Annotated in this window: 13 protein-coding genes and 1 tRNA gene; 4 read left to right on the top strand and 10 right to left on the bottom strand. The window is 74.9% G+C overall.

What is annotated here, in order from left to right:
* The first annotated feature begins 213 nt into the window (after window positions 1-213).
* Window positions 214-1029 carry a glycosyltransferase family 2 protein gene (locus WAA21_RS06430; protein WP_336921950.1) on the top strand — a complete coding sequence of 272 codons (816 nt, stop codon included), beginning with the start codon at window positions 214-216 and terminating at the stop codon, window positions 1027-1029.
* 12 nt (window positions 1030-1041) lie between these two features.
* Here WAA21_RS06430 and WAA21_RS06435 read toward each other — a convergent pair whose 3' ends face one another.
* Window positions 1042-1836 carry a MerR family transcriptional regulator gene (locus WAA21_RS06435; protein ID WP_336921951.1) on the bottom strand — a complete coding sequence of 265 codons (795 nt, stop codon included), beginning with the start codon at window positions 1834-1836 and terminating at the stop codon, window positions 1042-1044.
* Window positions 1837-1914: 78 nt separating this feature from the next.
* Here WAA21_RS06435 and WAA21_RS06440 point away from each other — a divergent pair, with 78 nt between their 5' ends.
* A complete protein-coding gene (locus tag WAA21_RS06440) occupies window positions 1915-2277 on the top strand; it encodes a nuclear transport factor 2 family protein (protein WP_336921952.1) in 363 nt (120 codons plus the stop codon).
* A gap of 112 nt (window positions 2278-2389) precedes the next feature.
* On the opposite strand, the gene WAA21_RS06445 is transcribed toward WAA21_RS06440, so the two are convergent.
* Window positions 2390-4738 (bottom strand): glycoside hydrolase family 43 protein, encoded by a 2349-nt coding sequence (locus tag WAA21_RS06445; protein WP_336921953.1) that lies wholly within the window; start codon window positions 4736-4738, stop codon window positions 2390-2392.
* 382 nt (window positions 4739-5120) lie between these two features.
* Here WAA21_RS06445 and WAA21_RS06450 point away from each other — a divergent pair, with 382 nt between their 5' ends.
* The gene (locus WAA21_RS06450; RefSeq protein ID WP_336921954.1) at window positions 5121-6614 is read left to right on the top strand and encodes an LCP family protein; all 1494 of its coding nucleotides are present in this window, start codon (window positions 5121-5123) and stop codon (window positions 6612-6614) included.
* A gap of 44 nt (window positions 6615-6658) precedes the next feature.
* Window positions 6659-6747, top strand: a tRNA-Ser gene (locus tag WAA21_RS06455).
* A gap of 46 nt (window positions 6748-6793) precedes the next feature.
* Here the strand turns inward: WAA21_RS06455 and WAA21_RS06460 are convergent.
* From WAA21_RS06460 to WAA21_RS06495, 8 genes are all read right to left on the bottom strand, one after another.
* The gene (locus WAA21_RS06460; protein ID WP_336921955.1) at window positions 6794-7159 is read right to left on the bottom strand and encodes a hypothetical protein; all 366 of its coding nucleotides are present in this window, start codon (window positions 7157-7159) and stop codon (window positions 6794-6796) included.
* A 78-nt stretch (window positions 7160-7237) separates the two neighbouring features.
* Window positions 7238-8302: a copper resistance D family protein gene (locus tag WAA21_RS06465; RefSeq protein WP_336921956.1), complete on the bottom strand. Its 1065-nt coding sequence runs from the start codon at window positions 8300-8302 to the stop codon at window positions 7238-7240.
* 104 nt (window positions 8303-8406) lie between these two features.
* Window positions 8407-9762: a hypothetical protein gene (locus WAA21_RS06470; RefSeq protein WP_336921957.1), complete on the bottom strand. Its 1356-nt coding sequence runs from the start codon at window positions 9760-9762 to the stop codon at window positions 8407-8409.
* Window positions 9762-10619 carry a copper resistance CopC family protein gene (locus WAA21_RS06475; RefSeq protein ID WP_336921958.1) on the bottom strand — a complete coding sequence of 286 codons (858 nt, stop codon included), beginning with the start codon at window positions 10617-10619 and terminating at the stop codon, window positions 9762-9764. The genes WAA21_RS06470 and WAA21_RS06475 overlap by 1 nt, the downstream gene beginning before the upstream one ends.
* A 273-nt stretch (window positions 10620-10892) precedes the next feature.
* Complete coding sequence (locus tag WAA21_RS06480; protein WP_336921959.1) at window positions 10893-11549, bottom strand: NUDIX hydrolase N-terminal domain-containing protein; 657 nt, start codon at window positions 11547-11549, stop codon at window positions 10893-10895.
* On the bottom strand, window positions 11546-13531 hold the full coding sequence (locus tag WAA21_RS06485; protein WP_336921960.1) for a penicillin-binding transpeptidase domain-containing protein: 1986 nt from the start codon (window positions 13529-13531) through the stop codon (window positions 11546-11548). Before WAA21_RS06485 ends, WAA21_RS06480 begins: the two co-directional genes overlap by 4 nt.
* Before the next feature lie 164 nt (window positions 13532-13695).
* Window positions 13696-13842 (bottom strand): hypothetical protein, encoded by a 147-nt coding sequence (locus WAA21_RS06490; RefSeq protein ID WP_336921961.1) that lies wholly within the window; start codon window positions 13840-13842, stop codon window positions 13696-13698.
* 96 nt (window positions 13843-13938) lie between these two features.
* Window positions 13939-15816: a phosphoenolpyruvate carboxykinase (GTP) gene (locus WAA21_RS06495; protein ID WP_336921962.1), complete on the bottom strand. Its 1878-nt coding sequence runs from the start codon at window positions 15814-15816 to the stop codon at window positions 13939-13941.
* Window positions 15817-16600 lie beyond the last annotated feature (784 nt).

A 16600-nucleotide genomic window follows, 5' to 3' on the forward strand; every position in this document is an offset into this window, starting at 1 on the left:
CGACACCGCCGGTCCGTGAGCCACGTGAGATGGCTGTCGCAGTATCACGGCGGGGCTGCGCCCCCACCACTCGACCGCCGGACGCCGCCGGGCCCACCGGCGCGCCGGGCGTCGACGGCTGTGCTGTCATCGGCGCGTGCCCGGACGCCCCCCGCCCGCCCCCGCCCGACGTGTGCCCGGGACGCAGCCCGGCGGTACGCGGGGAGGACGGTCGTGAGCCCCCGGGTCAGCGTCGTGACGATCGTGCGGGGCCGGCTGGAGCACCTGCGCCGGCAGGGCTGGGGCCTCGCGGAGCAGGACGAGCCGCACCCGGAGTGGGTGGTCGTCCGCATGGGCGGGCCCGACCCGTCCGCGGTCCTCACCGAGGGGCCACGGCCCGTGCTCGTCGAGCTCGACGTGCCGGACGGTTCGCCGCTGCCGCTGGCGGCGGCCCGCAACGCCGGCATCGCCGCCGCGTCGGGGGAGACCGTCGTGCTGCTCGACGTGGACGCCGTCCCCGGCCCGCAGACGCTGCGCCGCTACGGCGACGCCGCGGAGCGCACCGGCGGGGCCGTGGCCGGACCGGTGTCGTACCTGCCCGCGGGTGTGCCCGCGACGCACGCGGACCTCGGCACGCTCGCTGGGGCGGGCCGGCCGCACCCGGCCCGCCCCGTCCCCGCCGACGGCGAGCTGCTCCCCGAGCAGCGGTGGGAGCTGCTGTGGACGGTGTCCATGGCCGCCCCGGCGGCGCTGCTGCGCCGGGTCGGCGGCTTCGACGAGCGCTACACCGGCTACGGCGCCGAGGACACCGACCTCGCGATGCGGCTGCGCGCGAGCGGCGCGCCGCTGCACTGGGTGGGCGGCGCGTGGGCGTACCACCAGCACCACGAGGAGGTCGGCCGCCGGGACCGCGTGCCCGACATCGTCCGCAACGCCTCGACGTTCCGGCGGACGTGGGGGTGGTGGCCGATGGCGGGGTGGCTCGCCGACCTGGCGGCCGAGGGGCGGGTCGAGTGGGACCCGGACGGGACGACGCTGCGGGAGGTGTAGGGCCGACGGGGTTCAGCTGATGCGGAAGACGGGCCACCCGAGCTCGGTCCGCCACGCCGAGGGGTCGGGCGTGTCACGCGGGCCGACCAGGTACGACTCCCGCACCGGCCCGGCGACCGACATCGCGTTGCGGACCACCCAGCTGCCGAGCTCGCCGTACGTGACGTCGATGTCGTCGTGGGCGCCCACGTGAGTGGTGACCGCGAGCTCGACGGCGGGCAGGGTGGCACCGTGCACCCGCCCTGTCCGGGGTGGGTCGGGTGCCGGCAGGTAGACGAGGACGCGACCCTGCCCCTCCTCGAACAGGGCGTTGTCGAACGCGCCGCCGGGTGGCCCGTCCGCGGCGTCACCCACGGCTGCGTCGAGCTCGGCCATGGCTCCCGCGTACCAGCTCAGCACGTCGTGGGCGTGCACGACGTCCGCCACGGCGGCGACGGTACGGGCGGGCTCGGCCCGCAGCCCGACCTCGACGGGCGAGGGCTCGGGACGCAGCAGGCGGCGCAACGAGGCGACCGCGGACCGCGTGCGGTCGAGCTCCGCCTCGAGCCGCTGCAGGTGCTGCGCCACGAGGCCCGCGCGAACCCACGGGTCCGGTGCACGCAGGATGCGCCCGATCTCGGCCAGCGGCACGTCGAGCTCGCGGAGCCGGTGCACCACCTGTGCGACGGGTACCTGGTCGACGTCGTAGTACCGGTAGCCGGTGGCCGGGTCCACGACCGTGGGCTCGAGGAGGGCCGCCTCGTGGTAGCGGCGCAGGGTGCGGACGCTCAGGTGCGTGAGGCGCGAGAACTCCCCGATGGTGAGCACCTGCGCAGTGTCGACCCTCCCCCAGGGGGAGGGTCCAGCGCTGGACCCTCCCGCGTGGCGAGGCCGGATGGTGCTCGCATGACGACCTCACCCGCCTCGCAGACCGCCAGCCTCCCCGCCGCCGTCCGTGACTTCGTCGCGGCGCACGTCGTTCGCGACCCTGACACCGCGGTGATCTTCCTCAGCGACGACGTCGTCGTCACCGACCAGGGCCGAACGGTCCACGGCCGCGACGCCGCCCTCGCCCTCCTCCGGGAGGCGAGCACCGCCTTCGACTACACGACCGAGCAGATCGGCGTCCGGCAGGTGGACGACATGCGCTGGGTGGTGACGCTGCGGCTCGAGGGCACGTTCCCGGGCGGCGTCGCTGAGCTCGACCACCGCTTCACGCTGCGTGGCGACTCGGTGGCCGAGCTCGTCATCGCCGACGCCGAGGGCTGATGGCGCACCGCCGTCGTGGCGGGCCGCATCGAGGACGACAGCGGGCCGGGGGAGCGCCCCCCGGCCCGCCGTCGTGGCGTGGTCGTCGGACCACGCCGTCACGCCACGGTCGTCACACCTCGCACTGGCCCGAGCTGCGGCCCAGCACCGTCGTGCCCGTCATGACGGGTGCGCCGGCGTTGCCCGTGCACGACAGGTCGCCGCGCACCGACGTGCCGCTGAGGTCGGCTGCCGCCTCACCGGTCGAGCCGTCGACGCTCACGGTCCCGCGCAGGTCGGCGCCGGTGACGCGCACCTCGCCCGTGGTGCCCGTCAGCTCGACGCGGCCGTTGACCCGCACGCCGTCCAGCGACACGACGGCCGCGTCGGTGGCGGTGATGCCTCCGTTGAACCGGCCGTCCACGGCGACGAGCGTCGCCCCCTCGCCGACCGTGACCCGGCCGCGGACGGTGGCGCCGTCCACGCAGGCGACGCCCTCGGTCACCCGCACGGCGCCCCGGACGTCGCCGGTCCACGTCTCGGTGCACTGGTCCGGTGCGGTGACCTCGACGGTCGTGGTGTTGCCGGCGACGTCGGTCGCCCGCACCGTGACGGTGCGGTCCCCGATGGCCGCCCCCAGGTAGGCACCGTCCCCGCAGGCGGCCCACTCGCCGCCGTCGACCCGGTACTCGCACGACGCGACGCCCGAGCTCTCGGTCACGCCCTCGGGCAGCGGGTCCGTCACCGACACCGACAGGTCGAACCCGTCGACGCTCGCGTCGACGACCGGGGCCGTCGTGTCGAGCCGGTAGTAGTCCTCGACGCTCCACAGCATGACGTCGTCACCGCCGAGGGAGGCGTCGCGGTACTCGACCTGTGCCCAGTTCGTGCCCTCGACCGCGTCGAGCGGCAGGGTCATGCCCTGCTCGATGCCGGATGTGACCTGCTCGTCCGCCACGGTCCGCGGACCGCCGTCGTGGCCCTCGACGAGACGCAGCCACGCCGGAGCGAGGCCGGTGCCGTTGTAGTCGGTCCACTCCACGCGCAGCTCCGGCGCCTCGTTCAGCCACTCGTCCTCGGCGACCGCCTCGCCGTCTGCCGTCACGACGGTCGTCTCGACGTGGACCGGGGAGTTGTAGCCGGCCATCAGCGTCTCCCACTCCTCGAGGGTGACGGGGATGACCGAGCCGTGGCGCGGGCTCACGGGCAGCGACCAGTACGGCGAGGTCTCGTCCACGGCGTCGCACGTGCGCGACAGGCCGGTGGTGTTGCACCACGACTGGCCGAGGTACTCCCACTCGTCCGGGGGCACGTCCATGGACGGCGCGCGCCACGCGACGTACCCGCCGCCGGAGGCGTAGTCGATGAACACGTAGTACATGTCCTCGACGTTGTCCTTGAACACGAGCGGGCCCTCGAGGTTGCCGCCGGTCAGCCCCGGGACCTGCCACTTGCTCGACCCGTCGGGCTCGCCGACCATCGTCCACGCGCCGGCGTCGGTCGACAGCGGCGTGATCGGGATCTTGTTCACCGCATAGGGCTCGGTGTCCTCCGGACCCCACGTGTCGTGGAGGTCGTCGAGGGAGTCGATGTACTGCAGCAGGACGCGGAAGCCGTTCTCGTCCTTCGTCAGGCGGTAGACGCGGTCGTCCGTCGCGATCATCGTCGAGTCGATCATGCCCCAGCCCTGCCGGCCGGTGGACCGGTCGAGGTTCACCCACGTCTTCGGCTCGGTGAACGTCACGAAGTCCTTGGTGGTCGTGACCCTGATCCGGTTGTACGAGATCTGCCGGGTGTCGCGGGTGGCGATGTTCTCGTCGGGGTAGAGGTTCGAGGCCCAGAAGACGATGTACTCGTCCCGGCTCTCGTCGTAGAAGGCCTCCGGCGCCCAGACGTTGCCGGCGTGGTCGTCCTCGACCTTGATGAACCGCGCGTCGGACCAGTTGACGAGGTCCTCGGACTCGTAGACCACGAGGTTGCGGGAGCCGCGCGACTGCCGGTACGACCACGACTGGCCGTCCTGGTAGGTCTTGAGGTCGGTGGCGAGCAGGTAGAACTTCTCGCCGTCGCCGGAGCGGATGAGGGACGGGTCGCGCAGCCCCTGTTGGCCCTGCGGCGGGTTCACAGTCTGCAGTACGGGCTGGGAGACGGACGTGCCCTCGTCGTAGTTGAGCTCGTACCAGTTGAAGGGGTCGTTGCCCTTGGACGCGCTGAGCCAGATCTGCTCGCCGTTGCGCCCGCCGTCGTCGCCGCCGTGGAAGGAGGCGAAGACGTACCGCTCGTAGGGGGTGCCATCCGGAGCCGTCTCCGCCGGAGCGGCCGCCGTGTCGACCGCTGTGACCGCCGTCCCGACAGCGGCCTCGCCCGCAGCTCCGACCGCGGCGGTAGAGCCGGTGTCGCTCCCGCCCGGGGTTCGCGCCGACACCGGCGCGGGCGTCAGCACCGCGACACCCACGGCCCCTGCGGCCGCGATCGCGACCATGCGGGCCGGGGTCCGGCTGCTCGACCTGAGCGAGCCCCTCCCGACCTGCCCCCATCTCGTCGTCCTCGACATGTCCATCGGCGTACCTCTCTGTCGCCTCGGGAGCCCGCCCGCTGCGGGCTCGTCCCGTCGGCCCGACGCCGCCCTTGGGTCGTGCGCGGTCCGGCGAGGTCGAGCGCCCGGTCGGCCAGGACCGGTCGCCATCGACCGATCAAGAGTATTAGCGCTAACACGAGGGCCGTCAACGGGTCGAGGGCGATATGGGAACCACGGTCGTGCCCCTCACGTCATACCAGGGGGCTGCCGATACCGGCTGTACCGTGAGTCAGCAGATCCGTCCAGGCCGGACGCCCGTCCGGCCCAGCCGAGCACTAGGTAGGGCATGAGCACGAACGCGCGCGGTCGGCACGTCCGCGACCCGCGGCACCCGGCGCTGTCGCTGCTCCTGCGGGGGCTGCTGACGGCGGTCGCCGCCGTCCTCGTCGTCTCGCTGACCGCCGCGGCGGTCCTCGTCCGCCAGCTCGACGGCAACATCGAGGCCGCGGACGTGGAGCCGCTGCTGGAGGACCGGCCGACGCCGACGGTGCGGGCCGACGGCACCAGCGGCGGGGAGGCCCTCAACATCCTCGTGCTCGGCGCGGACCGCGCCGGCAGCGAGAGCGCCGACGTGCAGCTCGGCGGGGCCACGGAGCAGAGCCGCCGCTCCGACACCTCGATCCTCGTGCACCTCACCGCGGACCGCTCGCGCGCGACGCTCGTCAGCATCCCGCGCGACTCCATGGTGCAGAGCCCGTCGTGCCTCCTCGAGGACGGCACGCGCTCGCCGGGCGGGCTCATCCAGTACAACTCCGCGTTCGAGGTGGGCGGCGCCGCCTGCTCGATCGCGACGCTGGAGGCCGCGACCGGCGTGTTCATCGACCACTACGTCGTCGTCGACTACGACGGCTTCATCGACATCGTCGACGCGCTCGGCGGGGTGCGGGTGTGCCTGCCCGAGGCCGTCGACGACTCCTTCTCCGGGCTCGACCTGCCCGCGGGGGAGCAGACGGTTATCGGCGACCAGGCGCTCGCCTACGTGCGGGCGCGCAAGATCGGTGACGGCTCCGACCTCAGCCGCATCGAGCGGCAGCAGGCGTTCCTGTCCTCCATGGTCCAGCAGGCCACGAGCTCGGGCCTGCTCACGCGCCCGAACCGCCTCATCAGCGTCCTCGACGCCGGCACGCGCTCCCTCACCACCGACCCCGGCCTCGCGAGCGTGACGGCGCTGGCGAGCGTCGCGCGCTCGGTGCAGGCGCTGCCCGCCGAGGACGTCCGCTTCCTCACCGTGCCGAACGAGCCGTGGCCGCAGGACCCCAACCGGGTCGTGTGGAGCGCGGAGGCCGAGCAGGTGTGGGAGGCGATCCGCGAGGACGAGCCGCTGCCGGGCGAGGAGCCCGAGCCGGAGCCGAGCGCGGCACCGAGCGCGACCGAGGCCCCGCCGCCGCTCACGGTCGGTCCCGACGAGATCAGCGTCGACGTCGTCAACGCCGGTTCCCGGGGCGGTGCCGCCGGTGACGCCGCGACCGACCTGCGCATCCAGGGCTTCACCGTCGCCTCGATCCTCAACGGCGACACCGAGGTGGCCGGCGTCCGGCTGCTCGTGCCGCCGGGCCAGGAGGAGGCGGCCCGCACCGTGGCGGCCGCGTTCGAGGGCGCCGACGTGGAGTCCGGGCCCGGCCTCGAGCGCATCCGCGTCGAGCTCGGCGACGGGGCGCCGTTCGTGCAGGAGGTCCCGAACCGGCTCGGCGACGAGCCGCTGCCGGAGCGCACCCTGCCGCAGGACCCGAGCAGCCCCACCCTGTCGGTGCGCGCCGCGACCGACGACATCTGCGCCTGAGCCCGGCTCGACGGGTCCCGTCGACCCAGTACTCTTCTGTCCTCGGAGGCGTCGCCTAGTGGCCTATGGCGCCCGCCTGCTAAGCGGGTTGGGGGTAGTAACCCCCTCGCGGGTTCAAATCCCGCCGCCTCCGCTCCAGGACGTGGGTCCGGCCCGGCAGGGCCGGGCCCACTGCCGTCTCAGCGGACGGCGAGGCGGTAGATGAGCAGGCCGGTGTCGTGCGTCTCGATCTCGAAGACGCCCTGCAGGTCCGCCGTGAACGTCGTCTCGCCGGTGCCGGGGCCGTCGAGGCGGACGTACTCGTCGAAGCCGTGCACGTGCACCTCGACGGGGGCGTCGGACGTCACCTGCAGGGTCACCTCGGTGCCGCGCGGCACCTCGGGCGCCTCCTCGGGGATGACGACCTCGCCGTCGACGAGCTCCGCCGTCAGCGTCACCGGGTCGCCCGGCTCGGCGGCGGGGCTCCCGCCGCCGCAGCCCGCCGCCCCGGCCACGGCGAGGGCCACGGCGAGCGGGGTGAGGGCTCGGGCGGCGGTGCGGTGCACGGGGGCTCCTTCGGCTGCGGTGGGCGGGACGGGTCGCGGGGCCCGCGGTCGAGTGCGCGGGCCGCGGGCTTGCCCGCGTCAGGGCGTCGGCGTCCGGGACAGCGCGACCGCGAGCCCGAACGTCGCCCCCATGATGCCCACCTCCGCGACGGCGAGACGACGGAAGGCCCCCGCCTCGCCGGCGCGCAGCCGACGCAGGGTGCGCGTCCGGTGCAGCGCACCCGCCACGCCGAGCAGCAGCAGGGCCGCGACCTTCCCGAGCAGCAGGACGCCGTACGCGGACGACACCCACGCGGCGGGGTCGGGGATGCGGACCCACGCGTTGAGCAGGCCGGAGGCGGCGACCACGACGAAGGCCGTGAGCGCGAGCCCGTCGAAGCGGGCGACGGCCGGCACGAGCGCGTCGGGCGAGGACCGCAGGTGCACGGTGACGCCCGCCAGGCCCCCCACCCACGCGAGGGCCGCGAGCACGTGGACGACGAGGCTCGTGAGCGCGAGCTGGTGGTTCGCGGCGGACGCGGAGTGCCCGGTGAGCAGCGGGTAGGCGACGGCCACACCCGTCGGCACGAGGAGCACGAGGGCCGTCCGCGGGCCGACCCGGCCGTCGCGGCGCAGCAGGACGGCGGTGGTGGCGGCGAGCGCGAGCGCGAGCCCGGCCGTCACCGCGTGGGTGCGGGCCTGCGGGATGATGACGAGGTAGTCCAGCACCTGGCCGCTGCCGAGGACGGCGGGGACCGGCTGGTTGGAGATGTCGGAGGCGCCGAGGAGCGCCGAGGCGACCGAGACGGCCGCCCACCCCGCCGCCCAGCCCGGCACGCCGCGTGCCGGTGAGGAGCGCAGCGCCCCTGCGGGCGCGAGCACGCACGTGAGCAGCCCCGCGACGACGGCGACGGCGGCGAGCTCGCCGGCCAGCCGGGCCACCGGCAGCAGGGCGCGGGTGAGCGGCCCCGCGTCGTCGAGGACCGACACCTCACCCGGGTCGGTGAGCCACCCGACGAGCAGGAGGACCGCGAGCGCGGCGCCGCCCACGAGGCCCGGGACGAGGCCACGGACCGGCGGCCGCGCGGCCCTGCGCGCGTCCGGGGACCGGTCCCCGGTCACCGCGACCGGTGCCGTCCCGCCCGTCCTGCCGCTGCCCGTCACGCCTCTCCCTCGAGCCGGGGGGCGTGCGTCCCTGCCGCCCCGTCGCGTCCTGCACCCTAGCCGCGCGGGCGTCGCCTGCCGCGGGGCGGACCGGTCGGTGGGCCTCACCCGGCGAACAGGAGCACCAATCCCGCGACGGTGTAGGCGACCATGAGCAGCAGCAGCGGGACCTGCCCGGCGACGGCCCTGCCGCGCGGCAGCAGCGCGAGGGCGCGGTCGTGCGCGAGGACCGTGCCGAGCACGTGACCGAAGACGATCGCGACGACCTGCAGCAGCGCGACGCCGGCCGGGTCGGTGAGGGCGGCGCTCACCGAGAGGTCCGCGGTGCCGAACCAGTCGGCCCCGGTCCCCAGGGGGTCGGAGGCGAGGGCGAGCGTGCGCTGTCCCTCGAGGACGAGCAGCGAGTAGTAGTGCGCGACGAGGTACCCCACCGCGATCGGCACGAGGGAGTGCGCGAGCTCGCCGGGCAGCACGTCCCGCAGCCCGCGGTCGCCGCCCGCCGCGGCGCGGGTGGCGACGACGTAGGCGAGCACGACGAGCCCGACGACTCCCGCGAGCACGACGGTGTCGACCACCACGCGCGGCAGCCCGGAGCTCTGCGCCACCCTCACGTAGCGGGTCGCGGAGGTGAGCGAGTCGAACATCGTGGAGCCGAGCAGGAGGCACAGCAGCGCGACGAGGCCCGGCGCGGGGCGCAGCGACGCCGCACCGTCGAGGGGGGTGCGCAGCACGAGGACGCCGTCCTCCCGCCGGCCGAGCGGCGACAGCCGGCCGACGACGTCGCTGACGGCCTCGAAGCCCTCACCGCGGGTGTACCAGCGGGCGCCGAAGAGGACCCCGGCGACCAGGTGCACCGCGACGTAGGCCCCCACCCACGCCTGCAGCACCGGCTGGGTGGCGCGGCCGGGCGCCGCGAGCTCCAGCCAGACGAACGCGGCGAGGCCCGCCGCGCCCGGCCACCAGCCGAGCCGTGCCGGCAGCTCGAGCAGGCCGTGCTCGCGGTCGACGCGCAGCACCGTCGCGAGGCCCGCGTGCACGGTCCGCAACGGGCTCACCACCCGCCACACCGGCCCGAGCAGGAGCGAGGCGGGCACGAGGCCGGCCCACAGCCACACGTAGAACATGCCGGGCGCCGGGTTGTCGACGTCGTCGGGTCCGAGCACGAGCGCGAGCGCGAACAGCAGCGTGACCGCGAGCACCGCGGCGCGCAGCACCCAGCGCAGTGCGGGGGAGTCCAGGACCCGGGCGACGGGGCGCGGCAGTGGGGTGCCCGCGCCCTGCACGAGCAGCTGCGGCGTGCGCCACGCGAGGCCGAGCACGACGAAGGACACGGCGATCGCGGCGGCCGCGCCGACGACGACGTGCAGGAACGGCAGGGGCAGGTCCTGCCGGGACCCGACGCCGTGGGCGAGGACGTCGCCGAGGACGTCGCCGAGGACGCCGCCGAGCCGCGCGAGCATCAGCGGCGCTTCTTGCGCGCCTTGGGCCTCGGCTTCGGCCTCCTCACCGGGGGCCGGGGCGGCGCCCCCGTCGCGCCGGTCGCGACGGCGGCGGGCCGGGCGCGACCGCGCCGGGACACCGCGACCACGGAGGCGAGTGCGGCGAGGACGAGCACGCCCACGACGACGTAGACCGCCGGTGACGTACCGGGCGAGGCCGAGGCCCCCTCGACGGCGTCCGTGTCGACCGCGGCCGTCGGCTGCTCGGCGGCGGTCCCCTCGGCGAGGACCTCGCCGGTGTCGCGGCTGCCGCCCGGCCCCAGCTCGGCGGGGGCCTCCGCCTGCGCGACCAGCGCCTCCAGGGTGGGGTCGGGCCCCTCGGTGCGCGGCTCCCAGCCGTCGGGGGCGGCGGTGGGCTCGCCGGTGTAGGAGAAGGCGTACGTGCCCTCGACGACGTCGCCGTCGGAGGCGACCGTCGTGTAGTCGACGGTGTAGTCGCCGGCCTCCGGCCAGTGCGCGACCGGCACGTCGACCGGGAAGCCGGTGCTGTAGTACACGGGCTCCCACGTGTCGTCGACGAGGTTGAACTCCTGCACCGGCGTGTCGAGCGGGAACGGTTGGCCGTTGGACCACACGCCGTCGACGCGGGTGCCGTCCGGGGCGGTCACGGTCACGTGGGCGACGGGGACCGGCGCCTCGGTGAACACGAGCCGCACCGACTCGACCGGCTCCGAGAGCCGCGCGCCCTCGACGGGGGTCGACTCCTCCATGACGAGGCTGCCGTGCGCGGCGGCCGGCGCCGCCGTGGCCGCGAGACCGAGCGCCGCGGCCACCGCCGCGAGCGCCGCGGCCGTGGCCCGTCGGGTGCTCCATCGCATGGGGGCATTTCAGCACGTCGGTCCAACTATCCGTGGCGCGGTCCGCCGCCGGGGTCTGCCTTCCTGTCGACGTACGCCGCGTGTGTCGACAGTCGTGTCGACGTACGCCGCGTCTGTCGACAGTCGTGTCGACGTACGCCGCGTGTGTCGACAGTCGTGTCGACGTACGCCGCGTCTGTCGACAGTCCTGTCGACGTGCGTGGCCTGTGTCGACAGTCGTGTCGACGTACGTGGCATGTGTGTCGGCGGTCGTGTCGACGTGCGTCGGGGCCCTCAGTCCAGCTCGGTGGGCAGCGACGGGTCACGGTGGTGCGCGAGGCAGCGGCGCAGCTCGTGCTCGTCGACGCGGCCGAGCGACAGCGGGGGCAGCCCGTCGAGGTCGAACCATCCGGTCTCGAGCGTCTCCAGGGCGTCGGGCTCGCCGAGCGCGCGTACCTCGCACAGGAAGAACAGCTTGACGACCGCGACGGGCAGCGGCGGCACGTGCCCGCGCGCGTCCCGGTCCCAGCAGCCGACGAGCTTCGTGACGACGACGTCGGCGCCGGCCTCCTCGCGGACCTCGCGGACGACCGCACCGGTCGGCGTGTCCCCCGGGTCGGCCCAGCCGCCGGGCAGCGACCACAGGCCGTCGACGCGCTCGCGCATGAGGAGCACCCGCTCGCGCTCGTCGAAGCACGCGCCGCGCACGTCGACCTTGGGGGTCGCGTAGCCGCTGTCGCGGCCCAGCTCGACGGCCAGCTCCGTCCCGTCCCGGCCCGAGACGGCGGCGAGCAGCTCGACGGCGAGACCGGAGATCGCGGTGTACCGCTCGGTCTCGTAGTCGTTGCCGGCGAACGTGAGCCCGTCCTGCGCGAGCGCGGCGAGCCGGACGGCCGCCCGTCGCACGCGCTCGCCCGCCGGCAGCGCGGTGTCCCCGGTCCCGCCGCTCACTGCAGCAGCCGCAGGAAGGTCTCGGCGACGGGGACGGCGACCCGCGACCCGCTGCCGCCGTCCTCCACGAGGACCGCGAAGGCGAGGTCGCCCTGGAAGCCGACCACCCACGCGTGGGTGCGCGGCGGCTGCTCGGTGCCGTACTCCGCCGTGCCGGTCTTGGCGTGGACCGGCTCACCGGGCACGTCGGCGAGCGCCGAGGCGCTGCCGTCCGTCACGACGGCGCGCATGAGGTCCCGGACCGTCGCGAGCCGCTCGGGCTCCGCCTGCGCCACCTCGGCCGCTGCCGGGGCGGGGTCGAGGACGAGCCGCGGCTGGCGCCACTCGCCGCCCGCGACCGTCGCGGCGACCTGCGCCATGACGAGCGGGCTCGCGAGGACACGGCCCTGCCCGATGCTCGCCGCCGCCCTCTCGACGTCGCTGTCGGCGACGGGGACCGAGCCCGTGGCGGTCGGCACCCCCACGTCCCACGTCCCGCCGATGCCGAACGCGTCCGCCGCCTCGGTGAGCGCGCCGGCCTCGAGGTCCTGCGCGAGACCGACGAACGCGGTGTTGCACGAGCGGGCGAAGTCCGTCGAGAACGGCACGTCGCCGAGCTCGGAGTCTTCGACGTTGCCGAACGCCCGGCCGTCGACGGTCGCCGTCCGGGGGCAGGGGACCGTCTGCGCGGGGTCCAGTCCGGCGCGCAGGAACGCGAGCGTGCTGACGGTCTTGAACGTCGAGCCCGGCGGGTAGGTGCCGGTGAGGGCGCGGTCGGTGCCGGTCACGGGGGTGTTGGCGACCGCGACGACGTCGCCGGTCGGGACGTCGATCGCGACGACCGCGACGTTGCCGTTGCCCTCGGCGGCGCTCGCGGCGGCCTGGTCGGCCGCGACCTGCACGTCCTCGTCGAGCCCGAGGGTCACGTCCTCGCCCGCGGTCGGCTCGACGGTGAACAGGCCGGTGGTCTGCTCCCCGGACACGGCCACGACCGTGAAGCCCGCCGAACCGGCCAGGCGCTCGTCGTACTGCCGCAGCAGCCCGGACAGACCCGTGGTGTCGCCGGGCCGGATGCGTCCGCCGGAGGCCTCGACGAGCTCGGCCGTGGCCGGTCCCACCCGTCCGAGCGTGGCGCGGGCGAAGGCCCGCGTCGGGGCGAGCGGCTGCTGCCCCTCGCGGAAGACGACCCCGGTCTGGGCGCGCACGACGTCCCGCACCGGCTCGTAGTCCTCGCGGCGGAGCGTGATGACGGGCACGAACTCGTCCGGTCCGGCCGCCCGCACGCGCTCGGCGAGACCGGCGCCGTCGATGTCGAGCACCCTCGCAAAGGTGCTGGTCAGCCCGTCTAGGTCCTCGACGCGCGACGGCTGCACGCCGATCTCCACGACGTTCCGCGGCTCGACGACCGGCTCGCCGTCGCGGCCGAGCACGTCGCCGCGCTCGGCGACCTCCCGCTGGGCGTCGAGCAGGCCGCCGTCGGCGAGGTCGGGGTGCACCGTCCGGGTCGTCACCTCGGCCTCCCAGGTGCCGCCGTCGGTGTCGAAGGTCCCGAGCAGCCCGCCTCGCGCGTCCTCGGTGGCGCGGGCGGCCTCGACGGAGACGTCGTAGGTCCAGCCGTCGGGGCCCAAGGGCCACGTCACGGTCAGCACCCCGGTGGCCGTGTCGCCGTCGCGCTCCACCGGGCCGAGGGCGACGCTCCGGGGCCACACCGGCGTGAGCTCGGCGTCGCCCTCGCCCGGGACGGGCTCACCGACGAGGTCGGCGGGCGCGAGGCCGGACAGCCCGTCGGTGATGGCGGCGTAGGGCACGTCGGCGGGGAACGCGCCGAGGTCCCGAGCGCCCCAGCGCTCCACGACGTCGGCGAGCGCCTGCCGCGCCGCCGCGTCGGCGGCGGCCTCGCGCTCGCGCGGCACGACGACCGTCGCGTACGCCGCGACACCGCCCACCCCGAGCACGACGACGACGCCGAGCACCCACCACAGCCACCCCCGGGACCTGCGCACCCGGCGATGCTGCCACGGCGGCCTCCGGCCCTAGTGGACGACCTTCGCGCGGATGTCGCGGTCCCTGCCGCACCGGGTGCAGTGGCCGTAGAAGCCGTCGCCACCCGGGCTCCGCCGTCTCACCTCGTGGTGGAACCCGAGAAGGCAGAGCAGGCGTCCCACGGCTACCACCGCTCGCCGACGTAGAGGGTGCCGCTGTAGTCCGCCTCGCGCGCGCAGCGCCGGCAGACCAGGTACACCCCGTTCCCGTCCCGGGCAGGGGTGCGCCGCCAGTGGTGCAGCCGGACCCGGCAGAGCATGCGACCGAACATCGTGGACCTCCTCGGTGAGGCCCCTCGTACGGCACGGGAGGTCAAGCGTCCTCCCGTGCCGCACGGCGGTCAACACCCTCGGAGCGGCGGTCGACCTCAGCCGGTCAGGCGCGTGCGCAGCGTCTCGAGCTCGTCGCGCAGGACCGACGGCAGGGTGTCGCCGAAGGTGTCGAACCACCGTCGGATGTGCGGCAGCTCCCGCGCCCACTCGTCGCGGTCGACGCGCAGCGCGGCGGCCATCCGCTCCTCGTCGACGTCGAGGCCGGTGGTGTCGATGCCGCCGTACACCGGGACGCGGCCGATGGGCGTGTCCTTGGCGGCGGCGCGCCCCTCGAGGCGGTCGACGACCCACTTGAGGACGCGGATGTTCTCCCCGAACCCGGGCCACAGGAAGGCGCCGTCGCCGTCGGTGCCCTCGCGGCGGAACCAGTTGACGTAGAACACCCGGGGCAGGCGCGCGGCGTCGGCCTGCTTGCCCACCTCGAGCCAGTGGGCGAAGTAGTCGCCCGCGTCGTAGCCGATGAACGGCAGCATCGCCATCGGGTCCCGGCGGACGACGCCCGTGCGCCCGGTGGCCGCGGCCGTGGTCTCGCTCGACAGCGTCGCGCCCATGAAGACCCCGTGCGCCCAGTCGCGCGCCTCCGTGACGAGCGGGACGGTCGTGCGCCGGCGCCCGCCGAACAGGACCGCGGAGATGGGCACCCCGCGCGGGTCGTCGTACTCCGGGGCGAGCACCGGGCACTGGGTGATCGGGGTGCAGAAGCGGCTGTTGGGGTGCGACGAGGGCCGCCCGGACCCGGGCGTCCAGTCCTCGCCGCGCCAGTCGACGAGGTGCCCGGGCGGCTCCTCGGTCATGCCCTCCCACCACACGCCGCCGTCGTCGGTGAGCGCGACGTTGGTGAACAGCGAGTTGCCCTCGGCGATCGTGCGCATGGCGTTGGGGTTGGTGTGCCAGCCGGTGCCGGGCGCGACGCCGAACAGCCCGAACTCGGGGTTCGAGGCCCACAGCCGGCCGTCCTCGCCGAAGCGGAGCCACGCGATGTCGTCGCCGAGGGTCTCGACCGTCCAGCCGGGGATCGTGGGCTCGAGCATCGCGAGGTTCGTCTTGCCGCACGCCGACGGGAACGCGGCCGCGACGTAGTGGACCTCCCGCTGCGGCGACGTCAGCTTGAGGATGAGCATGTGCTCGGCGAGCCAGCCCTCGTCGCGCGCCATGACCGACGCGATGCGCAGCGCGTAGCACTTCTTGCCGAGCAGCGCGTTGCCGCCGTAGCCGGAGCCGTACGACCAGATCGCCCGCTCCTCGGGGAACTGCACGATGTACTTCGTCTCGTTGCTCGGCCACGGCACGTCGGCCTGCCCGTCGGCGAGCGGCATGCCGACGGAGTGCAGGCAGGGCACGAAGTCGGCCTGCGTGCGCTCGAGCTCGCGCAGCACCGCGGCGCCCATCCGCGTCATGATCCGCATCGAGGCGACGACGTAGGGCGAGTCGGTGAGCTCGACGCCGAACATGGGGTGCTCGGCGTCCGGCCGACCCATGACGAACGGCACGACGTAGAGGGTGCGGCCGCGCATCGACCCGTCGAACAGACCGGTGAGGACCGCCTTCATCTCCGCCGGGTCGAGCCAGTTGTTCGTCGGGCCGGCGTCGCGCGGGTCGCGGCTGCAGATGAACGTCCGGTCCTCGACGCGGGCGACGTCGTCGGGGTCGGACCGGGCGAGGAAGCTGTTGGGGGCGGCGTCGAGGCGCACGAGGGTGCCCGTGGCCACCATCTCGTCGGTAAGGCGCGCCCACTCGGCGTCCGAGCCGTCGCACACGTGCACCCGGTCGGGCGTGGTGAGGGCGACGACCTCCTCCAACCACCGCTGCAGGCCGGCGTGCGTGGTCCATCTGGGGCTGGCGGACGGGCGTGGGGCGCCCCGGCGCCCGGGGGTGTCGCCGATGGTGCCGGGTCGGTCGGCCGTGATGCTCATGCGTCTCCTCCTGCTCGTCCGCCCGGGAGGCGGTGCCGCGGCCGGCACCGTCCGCGCCCCGTCCCTGCCCCCGGGCCGCGCTGGCGTGGAGCGAGGCTAAGACCGTCCGAAGGGTGAGAACCCGCAGGTGAGACCTGGGTCACGGTGAGCGACATCACCCAGTTGCCGCGACCAACTAATGGTCGGCAGGCCATGGCCGGGGAGCTGTGGGAGGGCGCGGGAGCCGCCAGGCGAGCCGGCTGCTCGAGGGCGCGAGGCATGGGCCCGGGTGGGCGCGTGAGCCGTAATCCGTACGGTGTGACCACCGGACGCGGCCACGACGGGACCGAGGGGCCGTGATCCGGACGGTGTGACCACCGGGCGCGGCCACGGCCGGACCTGCGAGCCGTGATCCGGACGGTGTGACCACCGGGCGCGGCCATGACCGGACCGGCGAGCCGTGATCCGGACGGTGTGACCACCGGGCGCGGCCATGACCGGACCGGCGAGCCGTGATCCGGACGGTGTGACCACCGGGCGCGGCCATGACCGGACCGGCGAGCCGTGATCCGGACGGTGTGACCACCGGGCGCGGCCATGACCGGACCGGCGAGCCGTGATCCGGACGGTGTGACCACCGGGCGCGGCGACGACCGGACTGAGGGGCCGTGATCCGGACGGTACGACCACCGACGCGGCCACGACGGGACTGAGGGGCCGTGATCCGGACGGTGTGACCACCGGACGCGGCCACGACCGGACCGAGGGGCCGTGATCCGGACGGTGTGACCACCGGACGCGGCCA

This window comes from Aquipuribacter sp. SD81, assembly GCF_037153975.1.
Lineage (GTDB): Bacteria > Actinomycetota > Actinomycetes > Actinomycetales > JBBAYJ01 > Aquipuribacter.

Bases quoted from the DNA above. Each gene is read 5' to 3' on its own strand.
- WAA21_RS06475 (WP_336921958.1), bottom strand. From the start codon at position 10,619: ATGCGATGGAGCACCCGACGGGCCACGGCCGCGGCGCTCGCGGCGGTG.
- WAA21_RS06470 (WP_336921957.1), bottom strand. From the start codon at position 9,762: ATGCTCGCGCGGCTCGGCGGCGTCCTCGGCGACGTCCTCGGCGACGTC.
- WAA21_RS06445 (WP_336921953.1), bottom strand. From the start codon at position 4,738: ATGGTCGCGATCGCGGCCGCAGGGGCCGTGGGTGTCGCGGTGCTGACG.
- WAA21_RS06440 (WP_336921952.1), top strand. From the start codon at position 1,915: ATGACGACCTCACCCGCCTCGCAGACCGCCAGCCTCCCCGCCGCCGTC.
- WAA21_RS06450 (WP_336921954.1), top strand. From the start codon at position 5,121: ATGAGCACGAACGCGCGCGGTCGGCACGTCCGCGACCCGCGGCACCCG.
- WAA21_RS06490 (WP_336921961.1), bottom strand. From the start codon at position 13,842: ATGTTCGGTCGCATGCTCTGCCGGGTCCGGCTGCACCACTGGCGGCGC.
- WAA21_RS06495 (WP_336921962.1), bottom strand. From the start codon at position 15,816: ATGAGCATCACGGCCGACCGACCCGGCACCATCGGCGACACCCCCGGG.